This window comes from Pseudoxanthomonas sp. X-1 (assembly GCF_020042665.1).
Lineage (GTDB): Bacteria > Pseudomonadota > Gammaproteobacteria > Xanthomonadales > Xanthomonadaceae > Pseudoxanthomonas_A > Pseudoxanthomonas_A spadix_A.
This window is the reverse complement of record NZ_CP083376.1, coordinates 2,390,710-2,412,252: the sequence shown is the minus strand read 5'-3', so window position 1 is coordinate 2,412,252 and position 21,543 is coordinate 2,390,710. Positions and strand designations below refer to the sequence as shown.

At 69.4% G+C, this 21,543-nt stretch carries 18 protein-coding genes; 9 read left to right on the top strand and 9 right to left on the bottom strand.

Annotated features, from left to right (window positions below; all coding sequences use genetic code 11):
• Nucleotides 1–16: 16 nt before the first annotated feature.
• Both LAJ50_RS10680 and gpmA read left to right on the top strand, forming a co-directional pair.
• Nucleotides 17–622, top strand: a complete 606-nt coding sequence (locus LAJ50_RS10680; protein ID WP_138651010.1) for a rhomboid family intramembrane serine protease — start codon at nt 17–19, stop codon at nt 620–622.
• Nucleotides 623–681: 59 nt separating this feature from the next.
• Nucleotides 682–1,431 (top strand): 2,3-diphosphoglycerate-dependent phosphoglycerate mutase, encoded by a 750-nt coding sequence (gene gpmA / locus LAJ50_RS10675; RefSeq protein ID WP_138651011.1) that lies wholly within the window; start codon nt 682–684, stop codon nt 1,429–1,431.
• A gap of 626 nt (nt 1,432–2,057) precedes the next feature.
• On the opposite strand, the gene LAJ50_RS10670 is transcribed toward gpmA, so the two are convergent.
• Entirely contained in the window at nt 2,058–2,270 is a 213-nt protein-coding gene (locus LAJ50_RS10670; RefSeq protein ID WP_130552416.1) for a hypothetical protein, read from the bottom strand.
• Nucleotides 2,271–2,487: 217 nt separating this feature from the next.
• Between LAJ50_RS10670 and LAJ50_RS10665 the strand changes: the two genes are divergently transcribed.
• The gene (locus tag LAJ50_RS10665; protein ID WP_224096296.1) at nt 2,488–2,760 is read left to right on the top strand and encodes a GNAT family N-acetyltransferase; all 273 of its coding nucleotides are present in this window, start codon (nt 2,488–2,490) and stop codon (nt 2,758–2,760) included.
• A 63-nt stretch (nt 2,761–2,823) separates the two neighbouring features.
• A complete protein-coding gene (locus tag LAJ50_RS10660) occupies nt 2,824–3,660 on the top strand; it encodes a DUF3298 and DUF4163 domain-containing protein (protein ID WP_138651013.1) in 837 nt (278 codons plus the stop codon).
• Nucleotides 3,661–3,711: 51 nt separating this feature from the next.
• Here the strand turns inward: LAJ50_RS10660 and LAJ50_RS10655 are convergent, their stop codons facing one another.
• A complete protein-coding gene (locus tag LAJ50_RS10655; protein ID WP_224096295.1) occupies nt 3,712–4,044 on the bottom strand; it encodes a DUF3175 domain-containing protein in 333 nt (110 codons plus the stop codon).
• A gap of 239 nt (nt 4,045–4,283) precedes the next feature.
• On the opposite strand from LAJ50_RS10655, the gene LAJ50_RS10650 reads away from it, so the two are divergent.
• Nucleotides 4,284–8,783 carry a DEAD/DEAH box helicase gene (locus LAJ50_RS10650; RefSeq protein WP_138651015.1) on the top strand — a complete coding sequence of 1,500 codons (4,500 nt, stop codon included), beginning with the start codon at nt 4,284–4,286 and terminating at the stop codon, nt 8,781–8,783.
• Between the two features lie 65 nt (nt 8,784–8,848).
• On the opposite strand, the gene LAJ50_RS10645 is transcribed toward LAJ50_RS10650, so the two are convergent.
• The 3 genes from LAJ50_RS10645 to LAJ50_RS10635 all read right to left on the bottom strand — a co-directional run bounded on the left by LAJ50_RS10645 (nt 8,849) and on the right by LAJ50_RS10635 (nt 10,466).
• Nucleotides 8,849–9,178: a GNAT family N-acetyltransferase gene (locus LAJ50_RS10645; RefSeq protein WP_224096294.1), complete on the bottom strand. Its 330-nt coding sequence runs from the start codon at nt 9,176–9,178 to the stop codon at nt 8,849–8,851.
• 246 nt (nt 9,179–9,424) lie between these two features.
• A complete protein-coding gene (locus tag LAJ50_RS10640) occupies nt 9,425–10,087 on the bottom strand; it encodes a hypothetical protein (RefSeq protein ID WP_138651016.1) in 663 nt (220 codons plus the stop codon).
• Between the two features lie 109 nt (nt 10,088–10,196).
• On the bottom strand, nt 10,197–10,466 hold the full coding sequence (locus LAJ50_RS10635) for a hypothetical protein (protein ID WP_138651017.1): 270 nt from the start codon (nt 10,464–10,466) through the stop codon (nt 10,197–10,199).
• A 217-nt stretch (nt 10,467–10,683) separates the two neighbouring features.
• Here LAJ50_RS10635 and LAJ50_RS10630 point away from each other — a divergent pair, with 217 nt between their 5' ends.
• Nucleotides 10,684–10,905: a hypothetical protein gene (locus LAJ50_RS10630; RefSeq protein ID WP_171044507.1), complete on the top strand. Its 222-nt coding sequence runs from the start codon at nt 10,684–10,686 to the stop codon at nt 10,903–10,905.
• A gap of 195 nt (nt 10,906–11,100) precedes the next feature.
• Here the strand turns inward: LAJ50_RS10630 and LAJ50_RS10625 are convergent, their stop codons facing one another.
• The 3 genes from LAJ50_RS10625 to LAJ50_RS10615 form a co-directional block, all read right to left on the bottom strand.
• Nucleotides 11,101–11,343: a hypothetical protein gene (locus tag LAJ50_RS10625; RefSeq protein WP_138651018.1), complete on the bottom strand. Its 243-nt coding sequence runs from the start codon at nt 11,341–11,343 to the stop codon at nt 11,101–11,103.
• A gap of 84 nt (nt 11,344–11,427) precedes the next feature.
• Nucleotides 11,428–14,919, bottom strand: coding sequence for a transcription-repair coupling factor (mfd, locus tag LAJ50_RS10620; protein WP_138651019.1), 3,492 nt, complete (start codon nt 14,917–14,919; stop codon nt 11,428–11,430).
• A gap of 79 nt (nt 14,920–14,998) precedes the next feature.
• Nucleotides 14,999–15,580 (bottom strand): GNAT family N-acetyltransferase, encoded by a 582-nt coding sequence (locus LAJ50_RS10615; protein ID WP_130553073.1) that lies wholly within the window; start codon nt 15,578–15,580, stop codon nt 14,999–15,001.
• Between the two features lie 573 nt (nt 15,581–16,153).
• Here LAJ50_RS10615 and LAJ50_RS10610 point away from each other — a divergent pair.
• The gene (locus tag LAJ50_RS10610; RefSeq protein WP_171044508.1) at nt 16,154–18,445 is read left to right on the top strand and encodes a TonB-dependent receptor; all 2,292 of its coding nucleotides are present in this window, start codon (nt 16,154–16,156) and stop codon (nt 18,443–18,445) included.
• A 3-nt stretch (nt 18,446–18,448) separates the two neighbouring features.
• On the opposite strand, the gene rlmJ is transcribed toward LAJ50_RS10610, so the two are convergent.
• Nucleotides 18,449–19,306: a 23S rRNA (adenine(2030)-N(6))-methyltransferase RlmJ gene (gene rlmJ, locus LAJ50_RS10605; protein WP_130553071.1), complete on the bottom strand. Its 858-nt coding sequence runs from the start codon at nt 19,304–19,306 to the stop codon at nt 18,449–18,451.
• A 35-nt stretch (nt 19,307–19,341) separates the two neighbouring features.
• Between rlmJ and creB the strand changes: the two genes are divergently transcribed.
• Both creB and creC read left to right on the top strand, forming a co-directional pair.
• Nucleotides 19,342–20,025, top strand: a complete 684-nt coding sequence (gene creB / locus LAJ50_RS10600) for a two-component system response regulator CreB (protein ID WP_138651021.1) — start codon at nt 19,342–19,344, stop codon at nt 20,023–20,025.
• A gap of 3 nt (nt 20,026–20,028) precedes the next feature.
• Nucleotides 20,029–21,468: a two-component system sensor histidine kinase CreC gene (gene creC / locus LAJ50_RS10595; RefSeq protein ID WP_138651022.1), complete on the top strand. Its 1,440-nt coding sequence runs from the start codon at nt 20,029–20,031 to the stop codon at nt 21,466–21,468.
• Nucleotides 21,469–21,543 lie beyond the last annotated feature (75 nt).

The window sequence follows — 21,543 nt, the reverse complement described above, 5'->3', positions numbered from 1 at the left end:
CGATCACAGGAACCGCATGATCACCCTGATCCTCATCGCCATCACCGTGGTCGTCTCACTGCTGGCCCTGAACAACCGCCGCGTCGCCGACCGCCTGATCCTGTGGCCGCCGGCCATCGATCGGCACCATCAATACGATCGGCTGATCACGCATGGCTTCATCCATGCCGACTTCATGCACCTGTTCTTCAACATGCTGACGCTGTTCTTCTTCGGCCGGCAGATCGAAGGCTTCATGGAGCAGCAGACCGGCACCCTGTGGGCGTATCCGCTGTTCTATCTCTCGGCGCTGGTGATGGCGATCCTGCCGACCTATCTGAAGCACCAGAAGGACCCCAACTACTTCAGCCTGGGCGCCTCGGGCGCGGTGTCGGCGGTGCTGTTCGCCTTCATCCTGCTGGCGCCGTGGTCGCAGATCCTGGTGTTCGTGATCCCGATGCCGGCCATCGTGTTCGCCGTGCTCTACGTGGTCTACAGCATCTGGATGGACCGCCGTGGCGGCGATCGCGTCAATCACAGCGCGCACCTGGCCGGCGCGGCCTACGGGATCATGTTCATGCTGATCATGGAGCCGCAGGTGCTGCAGCACTTCCTGGCCGAACTGAGCCGGCCCCGCCTGTAGGCGCGTCACGCGCTGGCCTTACAATCGGCGGCCCTGACAGCTTCGCGGAGAACCACCCAGTGAGCCGAACCCTTGTCCTGCTGCGCCACGGCCAGAGCGAATGGAACCTGTCCAACCGCTTCACCGGCTGGGTGGACGTGGATCTGACCGAGCAGGGCCGCGCCGAGGCGGCCGCGGCCGGCAAGCTGATGAAGGAAGAGGGCCTGAAGTTCGACGTGGCCTATACCTCGGTGCTCAAGCGCGCGATCCACACGCTGCAGGGCGCGCTGAAGGAGATGGACCAGGACTGGCTGCCGGTGCACAAGAGCTGGCGCCTGAACGAGCGCCATTACGGCGCGTTGCAGGGCCTGGACAAGGCCGAGACCGCGGCCAAGCACGGCGAGGAGCAGGTCAAGATCTGGCGCCGTTCCTACGACATCCCGCCGCCGCCAATGGAGGCGGCCGACCCGGGCCATCCGGCGCAGGACCGGCGCTACGCCATGCTCGACCGCAACGCGCTGCCGGCGACCGAGTCGCTGGCCACCACGCTGGAGCGCGTGCTGCCTTACTGGCACGATGCCATCGCGCCGGCGCTCAAGGACGGCAAGACGGTGCTGGTGACCGCGCACGGCAACTCGCTGCGCGCGCTGTACAAGTACCTCAACCACGTGAGCAAGGAAGAGATCCTGGAGCTCAACATCCCCACCGGCATCCCGCTGCTGTTCGAGCTGGACGACCAGCTGCAGGTCAAGTCCTTCCGCTACCTGGGCGACCCGGAAGCGGCCAAGCGTGCCGCCGAGGCGGTGGCCAATCAGGGCAAGGCCAAGTAACAGCGGTCCCGGGCAAGGCTAAGTGACAGCGCCGCCGGCTGAGGTTGGCCGCGCTGGCGTAAGCCAGGTTCTCTAGCAGGATCGCTCCGCTCGACGCGGAGCGCGGCGGTTGCGCTTCGTGGCTTCGGAGAGGCAGCGGTCCGGCGGGCGGTGTCCGCTCTTCCCTCGGTCAGGGCATCCTGCCCTGACTCGGGCGCTCGGCATCCTGCCTCGCTAGGCGCGGTCACCGCCCGCCGGCCGCTGCCGCGCGCGTCGGGTGCAGGGGCTTCGTGTTGAAGAGTCCTGATCTTTCGGTTCGCAGGCCTTGTTCGGCAGGGCGTCCACTGAATCCCTGTGGGAGCCGCCATGGCGGCGATGGAGCTTTCCCGATAGCGCCTCATCGCCGCCATGGCGGCTCCCACGGAAGCAGGGCTCCACCGAAGCGGGCCTTCACTGAGCGCGAGCCTCGGGCCATTCCAAGACACGGCCAGGGGGCTGGCAGAGGATCAACGCTCGGCTGCTAGAGGCGGTCGGGGAGCCTGCTCGGAAACGCGGTCACCGGCCACGCGCCTCCGCAAAGCACAAAAAAACGGGCAACCCCCGTTGCCCGTTTCAATGGTGAAACGCGAATCCGATGGCGCGGCCGGTCAGGATCCTGCCAGCGCGCTCTTGCTTTGGTCGTACGGAACATCGTCGCTGCCGTAGGACGAGAGCAGGCGCTCGTACACGGCGTTGTTGAGGCGCTCGAACTCCCAGTCCTGGGTGTGGCCGTTCACGGAAAGCTGGTACAGGCCCTCGAGCAGGGTGAAATCGCTGGACGCCACGCCGGCGTCGCTGCCTGCATCTTCGATCTGGCTCATCGCACGTCCCCCCTTCCGGTTCGCTTGGCTCGTGGGGAACCTCCCATGCAGCTTCCATGCCAGTTTCGCCCCCCGCCGGACCGGGCGTTGCGCGCCGCCAGGCGCTTCGGCGGCGGTGCGAAAGTGACGCTGCGTGTCAGACCCTGTCATGCGCCGGTCTCACGCCCGGCATGGCACGCTGTGCACCCTTTCCAGCGAGCCAGCGAGGCCAGCGCCCGTGTCCGACGTCCAGCATGATCCCGCCGCCGGCAAGTTTTTCCTGGACAAGGACGGCCAGCGGGCGGCATTGGAGTACCGCCGCCACGGCGCCCAGATGGTCATCACCCATACCTTCGTGCCCGATGCGCTGCGCAACCGCGGGCTGGCCAGCGAACTGGTCCGCGCCGCGCTGGACCAAGCCCGCCAGGAAGGCTGGAAGGTCGTGCCGGTGTGCAGCTACAGCGCCGACTTCCTGCAGCGCTATCCCGAGTACGCCGACCTGCGCGCCTGAAGGCGCCATGCCGCCGGCCGCCGGCTACACTCCTGCCGTTTTTCGCCAGTAAGGAATGACACCATGGGTAAAGGAAAGACCATCGTCCCGCCGCTGCTGGTCGCCGGCCTGCTGGCCGCGTGCGGCCCGTCTCCGGCGCCGCCCCAGGCCAGCACGCCCGCCGGGGGCACGACGCCGGCGAGCACCGCACCGGCCGTCTCGGCGCCGCCCGCACAGGCCGCGCTGGCCGACGTGGCCGAATCCGACCCGCGCTACGTCATCGGCATCAGCTATCCGCCGCAGATCAACCAGTACCCCGGTCTGGCCAAAGCCGTGGGCGACTACGCCGGCGCCGCGCGCCAGGGGCTGATGGAGGCCGTGAAGGACCTCGGTCAGGAAAAGCCGACCGCACCGTACGAACTGTCGCTGGCCTTCGACCTGGTCGCCAATACGCCCCAGATCGTGGCCGTGGCGGGCAACGGCAGCCGCTACACCGGCGGGGCCCATGGCGAGCCGCTGGTGGCGCGCTTCACCTGGCTGCCGCAGCGGCAGGCGCTGCTGACCACCCAGTCGCTGCTGGCGCAGGGCAAGGGCCTGGAAGCGGTCAGCAGCTACGTGCGCGAGCAGCTGCACACCGCCGCCTCGCTGAACAGCGACGATCCGGGCATGTCGCCCGAGGACCGCGCCAGCCTGCTGCAGTCGGCGACGCAGATGATCGATGAGGGCACCGCGCCGAAGCTGGAGAACTTCAGCCTGTTCCAGCCAGTGCTGAATGCCGACGGCAGGATCACCGCGCTGCGGTTCGTCTTCCCGCCGTATCAGGTGGGCCCGTACTCGGACGGCACCCAGACCGTGGATGTGCCCGCGCAGGTGCTGGCACCGTATCTGGCGCCGGAGGATGCGGGGCTGTTCTCCCGCTGACGGAAGGTGCGAGCGGGACGGCGCCGCGTCGGCGCCGCCCCGTTGTTTCGCTCAGGCCAGCTTGCGCGGTTTGCCGTAGAGCGCGCGCAATTCGTCCTTGGCGCGTTCCAGGATGTCCAGCCGCTGCCGGGGCAGGGATTGGCCGGCACGGTTGATGTAGAACACCAGCATCGACATGGCCGAGCGGAAGGGCGGGGCCCGGCGCCGGGTGCTGGCATCGGCGGCCTGCTTCAGGCCGTGGGCGATGTCCTTGGGATCGTCCTGTTCGAAGATGCCGGGCTTGAGGGCCAGGGCATGGCTGGTCTCGGTGACGTGCTGCGACCAGCGGGGGGCGGTGTGGTGGGTGTCCTCGTCCTGGGAATGGTGGGCGTGTTTCAACGTCATCATCGGTCCTGCTCCTGTTCGCGCTCCGTCGGGGGATGCCGGGGCGGGCAATTAGGACGCTATCGGTGAGGACCTAAAAAAAACGCAAACCCCGCGTTGCAAAAGCCTTTGCTTGGCGTGGGGTTCCGAGGCGCCGGTCTCATTTCGGGTTCTGCATCGCGTCACAACAGGTCCGGCGGGCCGTGTTGACCGCGGCCGTGCCCGTCCCCATCTTGGAGTCACCCCCCCGCGTGCCCGTCATGCCCACCGTCCTGCCCTTCCATCCCGCCGTCCAGCGCTGGTTCGCCGGGGCGTTTCCGTCGCCGACGGACGCCCAGGCGCAGGCGTGGCCGGCGATCCAGTCGGGGCGGCACACCTTGGTGGCCGCGCCGACCGGGTCGGGCAAGACGCTGACCGCCTTCCTGGCGGCGCTGGATGCGCTGGTGAGCGAGGGCGTGGAAGCCGGCGGCGCGCTGCCGGACGAGACCCGGGTGCTGTACGTCTCGCCGCTCAAGGCGCTGTCCAACGACATCCATCTGAACCTGGAAGCGCCGCTGGCCGGCATCCGCGCCGAACTGCGCGCGCTGGCGCTGCCCGATGTGGCCATCCGCACCGCCGTGCGCACCGGTGACACGCCGCAGCGCGAGCGCGCCGCGGCGCGCAGGCTGCCGCCGCATGTGCTGGTGACCACGCCCGAGTCGCTGTACGTGCTGCTGGGCAGCGAATCGGGCCGCGCCTCCCTGCGCCATGTGCGCACCGTCATCGTCGATGAGATCCACGCGGTTGCCGCCAGCAAGCGCGGCAGCCATCTGGCGCTGTCACTGGAACGCCTGGCGCATCTGTGCGAACGCCCGCCGGTGCGTGTGGGTCTGTCGGCCACGCAGAAGCCGATCGAGGAGGTCGCCCGTTTCCTGGTCGGCAGCCGCCACGTGCACGGGGACACGCCGGACTGCGCCATCGTCGATATTGGCTATACGCGCCGGCGCGACCTGGCGCTGGAACTGCCGCCCACGCCGCTCTCGGTGGTGCTGTCCGGCGACCAGCTGCAGCAGATCCACGAGCGCATCGCCGAACTGGTGCGCGCGCACCGCACCACGCTGGTGTTCGTCAACACCCGGCGCATGGCCGAGCGCGTGACCCGACACCTGGGCGAGCTGCTGGGCAAGGATGCGGTGGCCGCGCACCACGGCAGCCTGGCGCGCGAGGCGCGGCTGCTGGCCGAGCAGCGCCTCAAGGCCGGGCAGCTGCAGGTGCTGGTGGCCACCGCCTCGCTGGAGTTGGGCCTGGACATTGGCGATGTGGACCTGGTCTGCCAGATCGGCTCGCCGCGCTCCATCGCCACCTTCCTGCAGCGCGCCGGGCGTTCCGGCCATGCGGTCGGCGGCACGCCCAAGGCGCGGCTGTTTCCGCAGTCGCGCGATGAGCTGGTTGAATGCGCCGCGCTGCTCGACGCCGTGCGGCGCGGCGAACTGGACGCACTCCACCTGCTCGAGGCGCCGCGCGACGTGCTGGCCCAGCAGATCGTGGCCGAGACCGCCACCCAGGACTGGGACGAGGACGCCTTGTTCGACCTGGTGCGTGGCGCCTGGCCGTATGCGCGGCTGACGCGCGAAGAATTCGACGCGGTGGTGCGCATGCTCTCCGAGGGCTTCGCCACCCGCAACGGCCAGCGCGCCGGTTACGTGCACCGCGATGCGGTCAACGGCCGCCTGCGCCAGCGCCGCGGCGCGCGCATGACGGCCCTGACCAGCGGCGGCACCATCCCCGAGACCGGCGACTACAGCGTCCTGCTGGAACCGCAGGCGCAGACCATCGGCACGGTCAACGAGGACTTCGCGGTCGAGAGCCTGGCCGGCGACGTGTTCCAGCTGGGCAATACCAGCTATCGCATCCTGCGCGTGGAGCCGGGCCGGGTGCGGGTGGAGGATGCGCGCGGCGCCGCGCCCAACATCCCGTTCTGGCTCGGCGAGGCGCCGGGCCGCACCGACGAACTGTCGCAGGCGGTCTCGCGCCTGCGCGCGGAGGTGGGCGAGGCGGCGGAGCAGGGCGGACGCGAGGCCGTGCTCGCGCTGCTGCGCACGCAGCCGGGGCTCGACGCCGAGGCCGCGCGGCAGATCGCCGATTACCTGGTCGCCGCGGCGACCGCGCTGGGCGCGCTGCCGACCCAGCAGCAGCTGGTGATGGAGCGCTTCTTCGATGGCAGCGGCGGGACCCAGCTGGTCATCCACAGCCCCTACGGCAGCCGGCTCAACCGCGCCTGGGGCCTGGCGCTGCGCAAGCGCTTCTGCCGCACCTTCAACTTCGAGCTGCAGGCCGCCGCGACCGAGGACGCCATCGTGCTGTCCCTGTCCACCAGCCACAGCTTCCCGCTGGAGGAGGTCTGGCACTACCTCAAGTCCGGCAGTGCGGAGGAAGTACTGGTGCAGGCCTTGCTGGATGCGCCGCTGTTCGGCGTGCGCTGGCGCTGGAACGCGACCAACGCGCTGGCGTTGCCGCGCTTCACCGGCGGCCGCAAGACCGCGCCGCAGCTGCAGCGCATGAAGTCCGAGGATCTGCTGGCCACCGTCTTCCCCGACCAGGTCGCCTGCCTGGAGAACATCGTCGGCGAACGCGAAGTCCCCGACCATCCGCTGGTCGCGCAGACGCTGGAGGATTGCCTGCACGAAGCGATGGACGCGCAAGGCTGGCTGGCGCTGCTGCGGCGCATGGAAAGCGGCCAGGTGCGCCTGCTGGCGCGCGACCTGACCGGCCCCTCGCCGCTGGCGGCCGAGGCGCTCAACGCACGGCCCTACGCCTTCCTCGACGACGCGCCGCTGGAGGAACGCCGCACCCAGGCCGTGCAGTCGCGCCGCTACGGCGACCCGGAAACGGCCGACGACCTGGGCCGGCTCGATCCGGAGGCCATCGCCGCCGTGCGCGCCGAGGCCTGGCCGCAGGCGCGCGACGCCGACGAACTGCACGAGGCCCTGAGCGGCCTGGGCGTGCTGACGCCGGCGGAGATCCAGGCCAACGCCGGCTGGGCCGGCTGGCTGCAGCAGCTGACCCAGGCCGGCCGCGCCGCACGGCTGGTCGATGCGCAGGGCGCGCCGGGGCTGTGGATCGCCGCCGAGCGCCTGGCCCAGTTCGGCCCGCTCTACGCCGGCGCCGTCCCCGAGCCGGCCATCGCCGCGCCGCGCGGCTACGAAGTGGAGGACTGGCAGTCCGAGCCGGCCTTGCGCGAGCTGCTGCGCGCACGCCTGTCCGGATTCGGCCCGCTGCCGGCGGCCGTGATCGCGGCGGACCTGCAGCTGCCGCTGACCCAGGTGCAGGCCGGCCTGCTGGCCCTGCAGTCCGATGGCTTCGTCATCGCCGGCCGCTTCACGCCCGGCGCCGCGCAGGACGAGTGGTGCGAGCGCCACCTGCTGGCGCGCATCCATCGCTACACGCTGGGCCGGCTGCGGCGCGAGATCGAGCCGGTCCCGGCGCGCGACTACGCGCGCTTCCTGTTCCGCTGGCAGCATCTGGATGCCGAATCGCGCGTGGCCGGCCCCGAGGCCCTGGCCGGCGTCCTGGCCCAACTGGAAGGCTACGAAGCGCAGGCCGCGGTGTGGGAGCACGAACTGCTCGCGGCCCGCGTGCGCGACTACGCGCCTTCGTGGCTGGACGAACTGTGCAGCGCCGGCCGCACCCTGTGGACGCGCCTGCGTCCGGCGCCCGGCACCTCGACCTCGGTGGTTCCGTCATCCCCACGCACGCGGGGATCCAGCGCCTCGCGCGCGAAGGCCGCCACCAAGGTCGCCAAGCCGGCCGGCGGCACCGGCCAGTCGCTGCGCGCCACGCCGATCCTGCTGCTGCCGCGCCGCACCGCCGCCCACTGGACGCGGCTGGCACCGCACGGCGAGGGCGAGGCCGCGCTGGGCTCACGCGCGCAGCGGGTGGCCGACTATCTGGCGATGCATGGCGCCTCGTTCTTCGACGAGATCGCCGAGGGCACGCGGCTGCTGTCCACCGAACTGGAAGACGCCTTGTCCGAACTGGTCGCCCGCGGCCGCGCGCGTTGCGACAGCTTCGGCGGCCTGCGCGCGCTGCTGGTGCCGGCCTCCAAGCGCCCGTCCGCGTTGTCGCGCAAGCGCCGGCGCGTGCCGCTGTTCGGCATCCAGGATGCAGGCCGCTGGGCACTGGTGCGCAGCGCGCCGGAGGCCGAGGCCGACGATGCGCAGGCCCGCGCCCTGCAGGCCGAGGCCCGCACGTCCTCGGTCGAACATATCGCCCGCGTGCTGCTGCAGCGCTATGGCGTGGTCGCCTGGCGCCTGCTCGAACGCGAGGCCGCCTGGCTGCCGCCCTGGCGCGAACTCTCCCGCGTCTACCAGCGCCTGGAAGCGCGCGGCGAGATCCGCGGCGGCCGCTTCATCGAAGGCCTGAGCGGCGAACAGTTCGCCCTGCCCGAAGCGATCGGCCTGCTGCGCGACACCCGCCGCCGCCCGCACGAGGGCCGCCTGCTGGCGCTCTCGGCCTGCGACCCCGCCAACCTGCTCGGCACCGTCTTGCCGGGTGAACGCATCCCGCGCGTGCCCGGCAACCGCGTGGTCTACCGCGACGGCGTGCCGATCGCGACCTGGGCCAGCGAGCGCTTCGAGGCGCTGGTCGAACTGGACGCCGATGCGCGTGCTGCGGCGCTGGCGCTGATGACCGGCACGGGTTCTGCGATTCAAAGCGGAAGATCTGGCGTAGCAGAAGGAGAGGTCGGATCGCTTCTCTCGCTGCTCGACAAGCGAACCTGACTTCGCCTGTAGCGCTCACATCCCCGGCCTGAAACCGAGCCGCGAAGCGGCGTTGGTTCGAGCGGCTATGCGGCGCTCGGACTGGCCTCATCCAGATGCAACAACGGGAATGGCAACCCTTGGGCATCCAAGGGGGAGCGGCCAGAGATGACAAATCCATTGGAGAGGTAAAACGCGACCGCACGGGGATTCTGCTCGTTGACGTCCACCTTCAGGGCGCCTTTCAGTTTTCTCGCATGCTCAAGCATGACCTTTCCGCCGCCCCGCCGAAAGCTGGTGGGAGCAATGAACAATGCCTCCACCTTGTTATCGTCCAACTCCATGAAGCCGATCGGCGATGACGCCTCGTCGCACAGGATCCAGACTTCAAGAGCCGGCAAGGCATGATCGCGCACGAGGCGAAGCAGCCGATTCGATGTCTTGCTCCGACAGGAAATCGTGCGACGCGCGCACCGATTGTTCCCAGATGCCAAGGAGCGATGGATGGTCTTCTGGCTGCGCTTTACGGATGTTCATTTGGTAATGCTCTTTATATGGCGGCGTCTGCCGCGCCCAGCGTCGTATGGTTGATGGATACCAATGTCCGCAGAGCTTCCGTGGGACGGAATCGGATTCAGGCGCAAAGTTCCTGTGCAGGAGCCTCAGGGTTCCTGATCATCCCACTGCACCGGAACGTACTTGATCTCATGGTCGTTGTAAGCGGCCACGACGGCACGGCCACGCCCGCCACCCCACTGGATGGATTGCGTGGCGTACTTGTAGCCAGGCCCCAGTTGTTGTCGCACCAGCGCGACGGCCTTGCTGGCAGCTGTGCCGTGAAGCGTCACATGGAGCAGGGCGGCCATCAGAATGGCGAACGCTAGGCCCACTCCGAAAGTGAAGTACGGCCGGGCCATGCGGCGGCCGGCCGCGTGCGACGCCTCCAGCACGGGCGCTCTACGCAGCTGGCGATAGGTCCAGACCAGTAAACCCAGGCACAGCAGGGCTGCCAACCATGACAGGAGGCTCTGTCCGGGATGCAGCTTGACCTGCGTCACCAGCAAGCCGATCGGTAGGACAAATGGAAGGATCAGGAGCGTCACGCCGATGAGCGCGCCCATGATGAAGGCGCAAAGCACAGTAATCACGTGTGCGGCGCGGAGACTGCCCCGCATCAGGAAGACGCCCGCTGCGATGGCAAAGATGTTGAAGCTCGAGGAGTAGCCCAAGCCGTTGACCACGCAGTAGATCATCAATGCCAAGTCGATCAGCCCGAACAGCACCAGCATCACGCCGACCGTCTTCAAGATGCTTCGATAGTTCATGGAAACTGGCTTGGTCAATTCAATAGAAGGTCTACTGCCTGCTGCTTAGCACGCCTACTATCTTCGTAATGGTCGAAGTGGTTTAAATTGATCATTAGGCACTTGCGTCCTAACCAAACGGCAGGGGGAGCTCGTGCTCACCAAGTACAGATTTGTAGTGATTGAGATAGCCCCAAAGGGCATTGCGCAGGTGGTTGAGCTCCACATACGCATCAGAGTCCAACTTTCCCTTTGCTGCAGCACAAGCATCGTCCGCCTGCACACAGAGAGCGTGGAGCGAATCACCTTGGATCAGCACGCCAGGAAAGCGCCGTCCCGGATGCCGCAGCACCGCTGCGTTGGTCTGGTCTGAGTAAATCTCAACGTCCGCGGTATGCATGACCTGGTGCCTGTCGCATGAAGTAGGGCGACCTGCTAAGTGGGTCGGCTTGAATGAATTTGTGGGGTCACGCGTCGTGCAAAATCTTAAGTCAGCCAGCGCCGCGAAGCGGTGTTGGCTTGAATGAACTGGTAGGTGCGTGGTCGCGCATCTACATGAGCCAGTTGAAATCAGAATTTATGTGAGTTCCAGCCGTTTCAAGTGTGGCTCTTTCACCATGGACGATGAGCGTGAACGGCCCTACCCGAGGATCACCGCCTTTGTAGTCAAGAACCAGTCTCTTGCTGCGGACGTCGAAAACTTTCACCAGAAAATTGTCGCGCAGAACGACGCCCCTCGAGTCTCCTGGCTTGTGGAAAGTGATGCTTGCTACGACTGGCTGATCGGTGTGTCCAATCTCAAGGTCCAACCAGTAGCCTTGACCCTCGAACGACAATGATGAGGTCGCGCGCCCTGTCGCGCAGATCGCCATAAGAGCAACGAAGAGGACTAAGTGTGCGAGCAACTTCATGCGAGCACCTGGGTCTAAGTTAAGTCGCGCCGCAAAGCGACGTCAGGACGGAATGATCAGGTCCTGCCGACAGTACGAGAGGGCCGAGACTGGCATGCAGGCAGCTTCGGGGTCTCAAAAGGCTCAGCGCGCTCCCAGCGTGCCCGCGGTCATGGCGCGTTCGGTGCGGCGTCGATCCAGGGCGCGAAACAGAACCAGCCCGATGGCTGCGTAACCCATGTCACGCACTGCCGCGCCAATGGCCGCCCCGACGCGGTAGCCCATGGTGAATGCATCGTCGGCGAAGTGTGTGGCTGGTGCGCCGAGCGAATGGACCAAAAGGGCGGCCACAAATACCGCCAGCAGGATCAACCGTTCGCGCTTCATGATTCCAACTCCTTGGAAAGGACCCCGGCACGCCGCCGGGCCCGACGACGCCAATCTACCTCAGTTCGCGGGCTCGGTGCCGCATCACCCCGCCGGCGCCAGCGCCGCCATCAGCCCCTTGGCCGCGTTGAACCGGTCGGCCGGCTCGGGCAGGGGCAGCTTGATCTTCAGCTTGCCCGGGCCGTCCATGGCGTAGATGCGGGGCTGCTTCTGGATCAGCTGGATGACGGTCATGGGGTCGACCTTGGGCTTGGCCTCGAACACGATGCGGCCGCCACTCTCGCCCAGCTCCAGCTTGCGGATGCCCAGCGCGTCGGCGCTGAGCTTGAGTTCGGCGGTGGCGAACAGGTGCTTGACCGGGTCGGGCAGCAGGCCGAAGCGGTCGATCATCTCGACCTGCAGCTCGCGCAGCTCGTCCACGTCGCGGGCGCTGGAGATGCGCTTGTACAGGGTCAGGCGGGTGTGCACGTCGGGCAGGTAGTCCTCGGGAATCAGGGCCGGCACGTGCAGGCCGATCTCGGCGCCGCGGGCTTCTTCGCCGACGTCCACGTCGGGCAGGTGGCCGCGGCGGATCGAGCGCACGGCGCGGTCCAGCAGCTCGGTGTACAGACTGAATCCGATCTCGGCCATCTGGCCGCTCTGGTCCTCGCCCAGCAGTTCGCCGGCGCCGCGGATCTCCAGGTCGTGGGTGGAGAGCATGAAGCCGGCGCCCAGTTCGTCCATCGAGGAGATCGCCTCCAGCCGGCGTCGCGCGTCGTCGGTCAGCGCGCGGGTTTCCGGCGCGACCAGATAGGCGTAGGAGCGGTGGTGCGAGCGGCCGACGCGGCCGCGCAGCTGGTGCAGCTGGGCCAGGCCGAAGCGGTCGGCGCGGTTGATGATGATGGTGTTGGCGTTGGGGATGTCGATGCCCGACTCGATGATGGTCGAGCACAGCAGCACGTTGAAGCGCTGCTTCTGGAAGCCCAGCATCACCTGTTCCAGCTCGCGCTCGGGCATCTGACCGTGGGCCACGCCGATGCGCGCCTCGGGCACCAGCGCCTGCAGGTCGCGCTGCATGCGGCCGATGCTCTCCACGTCGTTGTGCAGGAAGTACACCTGGCCGCCGCGGGCGAGCTCGCGCTGGAAGGCCTCGCGCAGCAGCGCCTCGTCCCAGACGGTGACGAAGGTCTGCACCGCCATGCGGTTGGCCGGCGGGGTGGCGATGATCGACAGGTCGCGCAGGCCGGCCATGGCCATGTTGAGCGTGCGCGGGATCGGCGTGGCGGTCAGGGTGAGCAGGTGCACGTTGGCGCGCATGGCCTTGAGCGCCTCCTTCTGGCGCACGCCGAAGCGCTGCTCCTCATCGACGATCACTAGGCCCAAATCCTTGAATTTGACGTCGGCCTGCAGCAGGCGATGGGTGCCGACGATCACGTCCAGCTGGCCCTCGGCCACCTTGGCCAGCTCGGCCTTGATCTCCTTGGTCGACTTGAAGCGCGAGAGCACTTCCACGCGCAGCGGCCAGTCGGCGAAGCGGTCGCGGAAGTTGCGGTAGTGCTGCTCGGCCAGCAGCGTGGTCGGCACCAGCACGGCCACCTGCTTGCCGGCGCTGGCCGCGGCGAAGGCCGCGCGCACGGCGACCTCGGTCTTGCCGAAGCCCACGTCGCCGCAGACCACCCGGTCCATCGGCTGGCTGCTGGCCAGATCGCGCAGCACGGCCTCGATGGCCGCGTGCTGGTCCGGCGTCTCCTCGAAGGGGAAGGTCGCGGCGAAGGGCTCGTACATGGCGCGGTCCACGTCCAGCGCCAGGCCGGCACGGGCCTGACGGCGGGCCTGGATTTCCAGCAGCTCTGCGGCCACGTCGCGCACCTTCTCCGCGGCGCGGCGCTTGGCCTTGGTCCAGGCCTCGCCGCCGAGCGAATGCAGCGGCGCGGTCTCCACCGAGGCGCCGGAGTAGCGGCTGATCAGGTGCAGCTGGGCCACCGGCACGTACAGACGGTCGCCCTTGGCGTACTCGATCTCCACGTACTCGGCCGGCATGCCGCCGGCCTCCAGCGTCACCAGGCCGCGGTAGCGGCCCACGCCGTGGTCTTCGTGCACGATCGGCGCGCCCTCGGACAGCTCGCCCAGGTCGCGGATGATCGCCTCGGGCTCCTTGCCGCTGCGGCGCCGGCGATGCGGCTGGTTGGCGCGCTCGGGGAACAGCTGGCGCTCGGTCAGCACCGCGATGCGCGGGGCCTCCAGGGCGAAGCCGTCTTCCAGCGGCGACACGGCGATGACGAACTTCAGCGGCGCGGCATCGCCGTCGCTGGCAGCGCGTCCGCCGAGGAAGGCGGTGAAGTCGGGGACCACCTGCGGCTTCAGCCCGGCCGACTGCATCACCTCCAGCAGCGCCTCGCGGCGGCCGGCCGAATCGGCCGCTACCAGCACGCCGCCGGGGTAGCCTTCGATGAACTGGCGCAGCGCCTGGCCGGCGGGCGCGTCGCGCGGGGCCAGCGGCAGCGGCGGCAGCGGGACCTCGCCCAGCGGCGCGGCGTCCTCCACGCGCGGATGCGTCGGCCCGCACAGCTCCACGCGCGGGCGCTGGTTGAGCAGCTCGCGCAGCGGGTTGGGCGCCAGGTACAGCTCCTCGGGCGGCAGCACCGGGTGCTCGACGTCGTGCCGGCGCTGCTCGTAGCGCGACTGCGCCTGCAGCCAGAACGCGTCGGCGTTGGCCAGCGCGGCATCGGCCAGCACCGGCAGCGCCTTGTCGCCCACGTAGTCGAACAGGGTGGCGGTCTGCTCGTAGAACAGCGGCAGGTAGTACTCGATGCCGGCCGGTGCCAGGCCGGACTTGAGGTCCTGGTAGAGGCTGCTGCGGCGCGTGTCCACGTCGAAGCGCTCGCGCAGCGCGTTCATCGCCTTCTCCACGCTGCGCGGGTCCAGCGGCACCTCGCGCCCGGGCAGGATGCGGATCGCCTCGGTCTTCTCCAGCGAGCGCTGGGTCTCCGGGTCGAAGGCGCGGATGGTGTCGATGCTCTCGTCGAACAGCTCGATGCGCAGCGGCGCCTTGGCGCCCATCGGATAGACGTCCAGCAGGCCGCCACGCACGGCGAAGTCGCCCGGGTCCTGCACCTGCGGCACGTTGCGGTAGCTGGCCGCCTCCAGCCGGCGCTTCTCGGTGTCGAAGTCCAGCTTCTCGCCGACTTTGTAGTCGAAGCTGCTGCCGGACATGCGCGCCACCGGCGCCAGGCGCTGCATCAGGGTCTGCACCGGCACGACGACGATGCCGCGCCCCAGGGTGGGCAGGCGGTTCAGCGCGGCCAGGCGCTGGGAGACGATGTCAGGATGCGGGCTGAAGCGGTCGTAGGGCAGGGTTTCCCAGTCCGGGAACGGCAGCACCGGCAGCGCGGCGTCGGGGCCGAGCAGGGTGTGCAGGTCCGATTCGATCTGGTGCGCGGCGTGGTTGTCCGCGGCGATGGCCAGCAGCGGGCCGTCGTGGGCGCGCGCGGCCTGGATCAGGTACCAGGCCAGGGCGGTCGGGGAGGCGGGGGCGCGCCACCAGGCGCGCGCGTGGCCGGCGCGAGGCAGCGGCGGGGAAGGGACGGGCTTGCTCATCAGCCGGGCATTTTAACGTGGCCGGCGAGCCCGGCCGCGTGACGCCGACGGCGCGGAACCTCCGGGCAGGGCGCGGCCGTCAGACCGGTCCGGCGGTCTCGGCGGGCAGGCGGCCGTCGGCGGTGTCCAGGTCCAGCACCACGCGCACCAACCCCTGGGCCGGGCGCTCGGGCAGGACGCGGAAGCCGAGCGACTTGACCAGCTGCAGCATCGGCTGGTTGTCGTCCTGCACATCGCCGCGCAGCTGGCGCAGGTTGCGCCCGCGCGCCCACTTCACCAGCCGGCGCATCAGATGGCGTCCGATGCCCTGGCCGGCGATGAAGCGGCTGACCAGCACGGCGTACTCGGCCTGCTGGCCTTCGGGCAGCACCCGCGCCCGGGCCACCGCGCCCACCAGCGCCTCGCCGGGCGGCAAGGGCTCGGCCGCCACCAGGGCGAATTCGGTTCTGGGGTCCGGACTGCACAGGCGCGCGGCCTGGTCCGCCGGAAGTTCGGCCATGGTCGTGAGGAAGCGCTGGCGGATCTCGATCGGTTCCAGCAGCTCGAATGCACCACGGATCGGCGCCGCATCCTCTTGCCGGATGGGGCGGATCAGCAGTTCCCGGCCGTCACGCAACCGGAAGTTCTCATGCCACGGCGGCAGTCGCTTTTGCCCGCTCATGGTCGCGATGCTGGCACGGGCCGGGTGAAGTCCGGATTGACATGGAAGATGAGGGCGCGGACACGGGATGGGTGGCCGGGAGAGCGGCGCATTTGGGTGACATGGCTTGGACACGGGTTGGTCGTCTGGCTGACACCCGTGCGCCGTTTGGGGCAGGACCTTGAGCCGTTCGCGTGGAAGCGCCTGGGTTCGCGCGTGCCCGGGAACGACGAGGGTGAGGTTCAAGGCGCGATGGCCGTGGTGAGCTTTCCAGCCTGAAGGCCGTGGCCAGGCGGGTTTGATGACCGTTGCGCGACGGGATCGGCGCTGACACGGCGCGGACGCAACTTCGCCCCTGCCGGTCATTGGCAGCGGCCAAGCCACGTCAACGACGGTGGCAACCACCACCGTCATCCCCGCGAACGCGGGACTCCATGGACGTCCAAGCGTTGCGCCTGCGGCGTTCGCCCATCGCCGCGCGGCGTTGGACCAGCGCCGCCGACATGCCACCCACACCGGACTGTCATGTCCCCGTCGTATTGCTGCAGCGCAGCGCCGATATGGTCGCTGGCCCCGTATCTGTGCCATCTCCCCATGACATCACGCCTCGCGTTCGCCTCGCGGCTGCCGGTGGTCCTGACCGTGCTGGCCGCGCCGCTGCACGCCCAGACCACCGATGGCGCCGCCGCCACCGATCCTTCCAAGCCCGCCGAGCTGTCGCAGATCGTGGTGTACGGCGATGGCGCCGTGCGCGCCGAGCAGACGGTCTCGGCCCAGGCCATCGACCTGCTGGCGCCGGGCAGCTCGCCGCTGAAGGCCATCGCCCGGCTGCCGGGCGTGGCGCTGCAGTCCTCCGATCCGTTCGGCACCTACGAGCTGGGCACGCGCCTGTCGGTGCGCGGCTTCAACCAGAGCCAGATGGGTTACACCCTGGACGGCGTGCCGCTGGGCGACATGTTCTACAACACCTGGAACGGCCTGCACATCAGCCGCGCCATCGCCGCCGAGAACATCGACCGAGTGGTGTTCGCCCAGGGCGCCGGCGGGCTGGGCGTGGCCTCGACCAGCAACCTGGGCGGCAGCCTGCAGTTCCATTCGCGGCCGCTGGAGGACAAGGCCGGCGGCGAGGTGGCCGCGACCTATGGCAGCGACGCGACCACGCACGTCTTCGCCCGCGCCGAGACCGGCCAGCTGTCCACCGGCACGCGCCTGTCCATCTCCGGCGTCTACCACGACGCGGACAAGTGGAAGGGCAGCGGCACCCAGCCCGACCGCAAGCTCAACACCAAGTGGGAGCAGGAGATCGGCCGCGCCACGCTGACCACCTGGGTCAACTACTCGCTGCACCGCGAGCGCAACTACGCCGACCTCTCGCCGGCCACGCTGCGCACCATCGGCTACGACCTGGACTTCCTGGCGCCGGACTACGCCACGGCGATCCTGCTCTCGCAGGTCGATGCGAACCGCAAGGCCGCCGCCGCGCGCAAGCCGCTGCCGTTCCCGTCGGCCGGCACGCAGTTCCCGGCGCCGTACAAGACCGTCAACGACACCTATTACGACAGCGGCGGCATCCGCCGCGACTGGCTGGGCGCCAGCACGCTGGAAGTGCCGGTGGGCGACTGGCTGAGCCTCAAGGGCACCTACTACCGTCACACCGACAAGGGGTCGGGCGGCATCTATACGCCGGCGGTGTTCAGCCCCGATGGTTTCCCGCTGTCGGTGCGCACCACCGAATACGGCGTGGACCGCGATGGCGCGCTGCTGGAGGCCACCGCCACGCTGGGCGCGCACAGCGTGCAGGCGACCTACTGGTATGAGGACAACCGTGGCTCGACCGATCGCAACTACTACGCGGCCAGTCTGAGCCACCGCCCGGACGTGACCGACTTCCTCTCCGATCCGTTCCGCAGCGACTTCCTCACCGACCTCACCACCATCACCAACCAGGTGTCGCTGAGCGATCGCTGGTCGGTCAACGATCGGCTGACCATCGACGCCGGCTTCAAGGGCGCCAAGGTGCGCAACGGCATCGTCACCCGGGCCGGCACGCCGTTCATCAATGGCCATATCGAGGCCAAGGACTGGTTCCAGCCGCAGGTGGGCGCGGCCTGGCGCGTGGGCGGCAGCGAGTTCTTCGCCAACTATGCCGAGAACATGCGTGCCTTCCAGAGCTCATTCCGCGGGCCATTCGGCACCACCCAGGCGGGATTCGAGGCGATCCGCGGCACGCTCAAGCCGGAGACCTCGCGCACGGTGGAGGGCGGCTGGCGCTTCGATGCCGATGCGCTGCGCGGCTCGCTGACGCTGTACCACGTCAAGTTCGAGAACCGCCTGCTGGCGGCCTTCAGCTCGGCCAACATCCTGGGCAATCCCAGCGTGCTGCAGAACGTGGGCAGCGTCACCAGCCAGGGCGTGGAGGCCGGCCTGACCTGGCGCATCGACCCGGCGCTGTCGCTGATCGGCTCCTATTCCTACAACGACAGCCAGTACGACGACGACACCGTCAACGGCACCACCACGGTGCCCACGCGCGGTGTGCGGCCGGTCGACACGCCCGAGCAGCTGGCCAAGCTGGAGCTCAACTACGACAACGGCACGCTGTTCGGCAACCTGTCCGGCGCCTACACCTCCAAGCGCAACGTGACCTACACCGGCGATGTCACCACGCCCGGCTACACCCTGGTCGATGCGACGCTGGGCTACCGCCTCGCCGGCGGGATCTGGGACAACAGCGAGATCCAGCTCAACGCCACCAACCTGCTGGACAAGCGCTATATCGCCGCGCTGGGCTCGGGGCAGTTCTTCAACACCGCCGCCTCGCTCAACAACACGATGCAGGCCGGCGCGCCGCGGCAGGTGTTCGTGACCCTGCGCAAGAAGTTCTAGGCGTCAGTCCGGCTGCCGCAGCCATTCCAGCCGGGTGGTCGCGCCGGCCTCGCCCAGGGCCTGCTGCAGCTGCGGCAGGGCCGGGGCGATGGCCTGCTCGAACTGCCAGGGGGCGTTGATCATCAGCATGCCGCTGCCGGCCAGCCGCAGTGGCGAATCGTCGGCGCGCACCTGCAGCTCGGCCAGCCAGACCGAGCGCGCCGGCAGCGCGGCGGCCTTGCGCAGGAAGGGCTGCAGCGTGCGCCGCTGCTTGATCGGGTACCAGACCGCGAAGCTGGCGCCGGGCCAGCGGGCCAGGCCCTCGCGCACGGCGGCGATGATCTGCGGATACTCGGCGTCCTGCGCCTCGTAGGGCGGGTCGATCAGCACCAGGCCACGGCCGTACTTGACCTGGCCGATGCGCGGCGGCAGCAGGGCCTTGATCGCGCCGTAGCCGTCGCGCGCATGCACCGCCACGCGCGCGTCACGGTGGAACAGCTCGCGCAGGGCCTGGGCCTCCTCGGGCTGCAGTTCGCAGGCGGCCAGGCGGTCGCCCTCGCGCAGGTGCTGGGCCACCAGCAGCGGCGAGCCGGGGTAGGCCACCAGCGCGCCGACCGGGTTGTGCGCCTGCACCGCGCGCAGGTAGGCCTCGATGCTGGGGTGCAGCTGCGGCTGGCCGAACAGCTTGAACACCCCGTGCTCGGCCTCGGAGGTCTTGCGCGCCTCCGGCGAGGCCAGCAGGTAGTGGCCGCGCCCGGCGTGGGTGTCGAGCACGAAGTAGGGGCTGTCCTTGCGGTTCAGCGCCTCCAGCAGGTTGACCAGGACCAGGTGCTTGAGCACGTCGGCGTGGTTGCCGGCATGGAAGGCGTGTCGATAGTTCATGCGCGCAAGGATAGAGCGCGCGGCAGGGCACGGCTATGCTGCGCGCCATGCCCAAGGTCCTGGTCGTGGAAGACGAGCCTGCCATCGCCGACGCGGTGCTCTATGCGCTGCGCAGCGAAGGCCTGCAGGCCGAGCACGTGGCGCTGGCGCGCGAGGTGGTGCCGCGCCTGCGCGGCGGCGGCATCGACGTGGTGGTGCTGGACGTCGGCCTGCCCGACGGCAGCGGTTTCGAGGTGTGCCGGCAGCTGCGCGCCTTCAGCCAGGTGCCGGTGCTGTTCCTGACCGCGCGCAACGACGAGATCGACCGCGTGCTGGGCCTGGAGCTGGGCGCGGACGACTACGTGGCCAAGCCGTTCTCCCCGCGCGAGCTGGTGGCGCGCGTGCGCGCCCGCCTGCGCCGGCCGGCCAGCGCGGCGCCGGCCGAGCGCGCGCAAGGCGCGTTCACCATCGACCACGAAGGCCATCGCATCCGTTTCCGCGACCAGCCGCTGGACCTGACCCGTTACGAATACGCGCTGCTGGCCGCGCTGCTGCAGCGCCCCGGCGCGATCCTCAGCCGCGCCCAGCTGATGGACCGCGGCTGGGACCGCGATGCCGACAGTGCCGACCGCACCGTGGATACGCACATCAAGACCCTGCGCGCCAAGCTGCGCGCGGCCGGCGCGCAGCCCGATCCGGTGCGCACGCACCGGGGGCTGGGCTACTCGCTGGAGCTCTAGCCGATGAAGCTGGGCCTGCGGCTGTTCCTGGGGTTCTTCCTGATCACCGGCCTGGCGGCGTTCTTCGTCATGCGCGTGTTCGTGGACGAGGTCAAGCCGGGCGTGCGCCAGGCGATGGAGTCCACGCTGGTGGACACGGCCAACGTGCTGGCGGTGATGGCCGCCGAGGATCTGGCGGCCGGGCGCATCGGCCAGGGCCGCTTCGCGCGCGACATGGATCTGGCGTTCCAGCGCGAGGTCGACGCGCACATCTGGCAGATCCCGAAGAAGCGCGTCGACTACCGGGTCAGCATCACCGACGCGCGCGGGGTGGTGGTGTTCGACTCGCGCGGACAGGACCTGGGCCGCGACAATTCGCGCTGGAACGATGTCTACCGCACGCTGCGCGGCCAGTACGGCGCGCGCTCCAGCCCTGAGGCGCCGGACGACCAGGTCCACACGGTGATGCACGTGGCCGCGCCGATCTATGCGCCGGGCGACGCGTCGCGGCGGCTGATCGGCGTGCTGACGCTGTCACAGCCCAACCGCACCTTCGAGCCGTTCATCGCCGCCAGCCAGCGCAGCATCCTGCGGCGCGGCGGCTGGCTGGTGGGGCTGTCGGTGCTGATCGGCGTGCTGATGACCTGGTGGCTGGCGCGCGGCATCGGCCGCCTCAACCGCTATGCGCAGGCGGTCAGCGCCGGCCTGCCGGTGCCCCCGCCGAAGCCGCGGCGCGACGAGATCGGAGACCTGGGCCGGGCGCTGGAGACCATGCGTCGCAAGCTGGAAGGCAAGGACTACGTCGAGCAGTACGTGCAGTCGCTGACCCACGAGATGAAGAGCCCGCTGGCCGGCATCCGCGGCGCCGCGGAACTGCTGCAGGAGCCGCTGCCGGAGGCCGAGCGCCAGCGCTTCGCGCGCAACATCCTGGACCAGCAGCAGCGGCTGACCGAGACCATCGACAAGCTGCTGGCGCTGGCCGAGGTCGAACAGCATGGCTGGCTGCAGACGCGCGCGCCGGTGGCGGTGGCGGACCTGTTCGCGCAGGTGGCCGCGGCCATGGCGCCGCGCCTGCGGGCCGTCGAGGTCGCGCTGGAAACGCAGGCCGAGGAGGGCCTGGTGGTGCAGGGCGATGCCTTCCTGCTGCGCCAGGCGCTGGCCAATCTGCTGGACAACGCGCTGGCGTTCTCGCCGCGGGGTGGACGGATCGTCCTGTCTGCGCGTTCCGGCGAGGGCCTGGTGGTGCTGCGCGTGCGCGATGCCGGACCGGGCGTGCCGGACTATGCGCTGGAGCGGGTGTTCGAGCGGTTCTACTCGCTGCCCGCGCCAGGCAGCGGGCGTCGCGGCACCGGGCTGGGGTTGCCGTTCGTGCGCGAGGTGGTGCGCCTGCACGGGGGGCGGGTTGCGCTGCGCAACGGCGAGGAGGGTGGCGCGGTGGCGACGGTGGAGTTGCCTGTTGCCTGAGGGAGCGTTGAGCGGCGGCTGAAGGGTCTCCGCGAAGCGCACCCCTCCCGGCCTCCCCCTGCGCTTCGCGCAAAG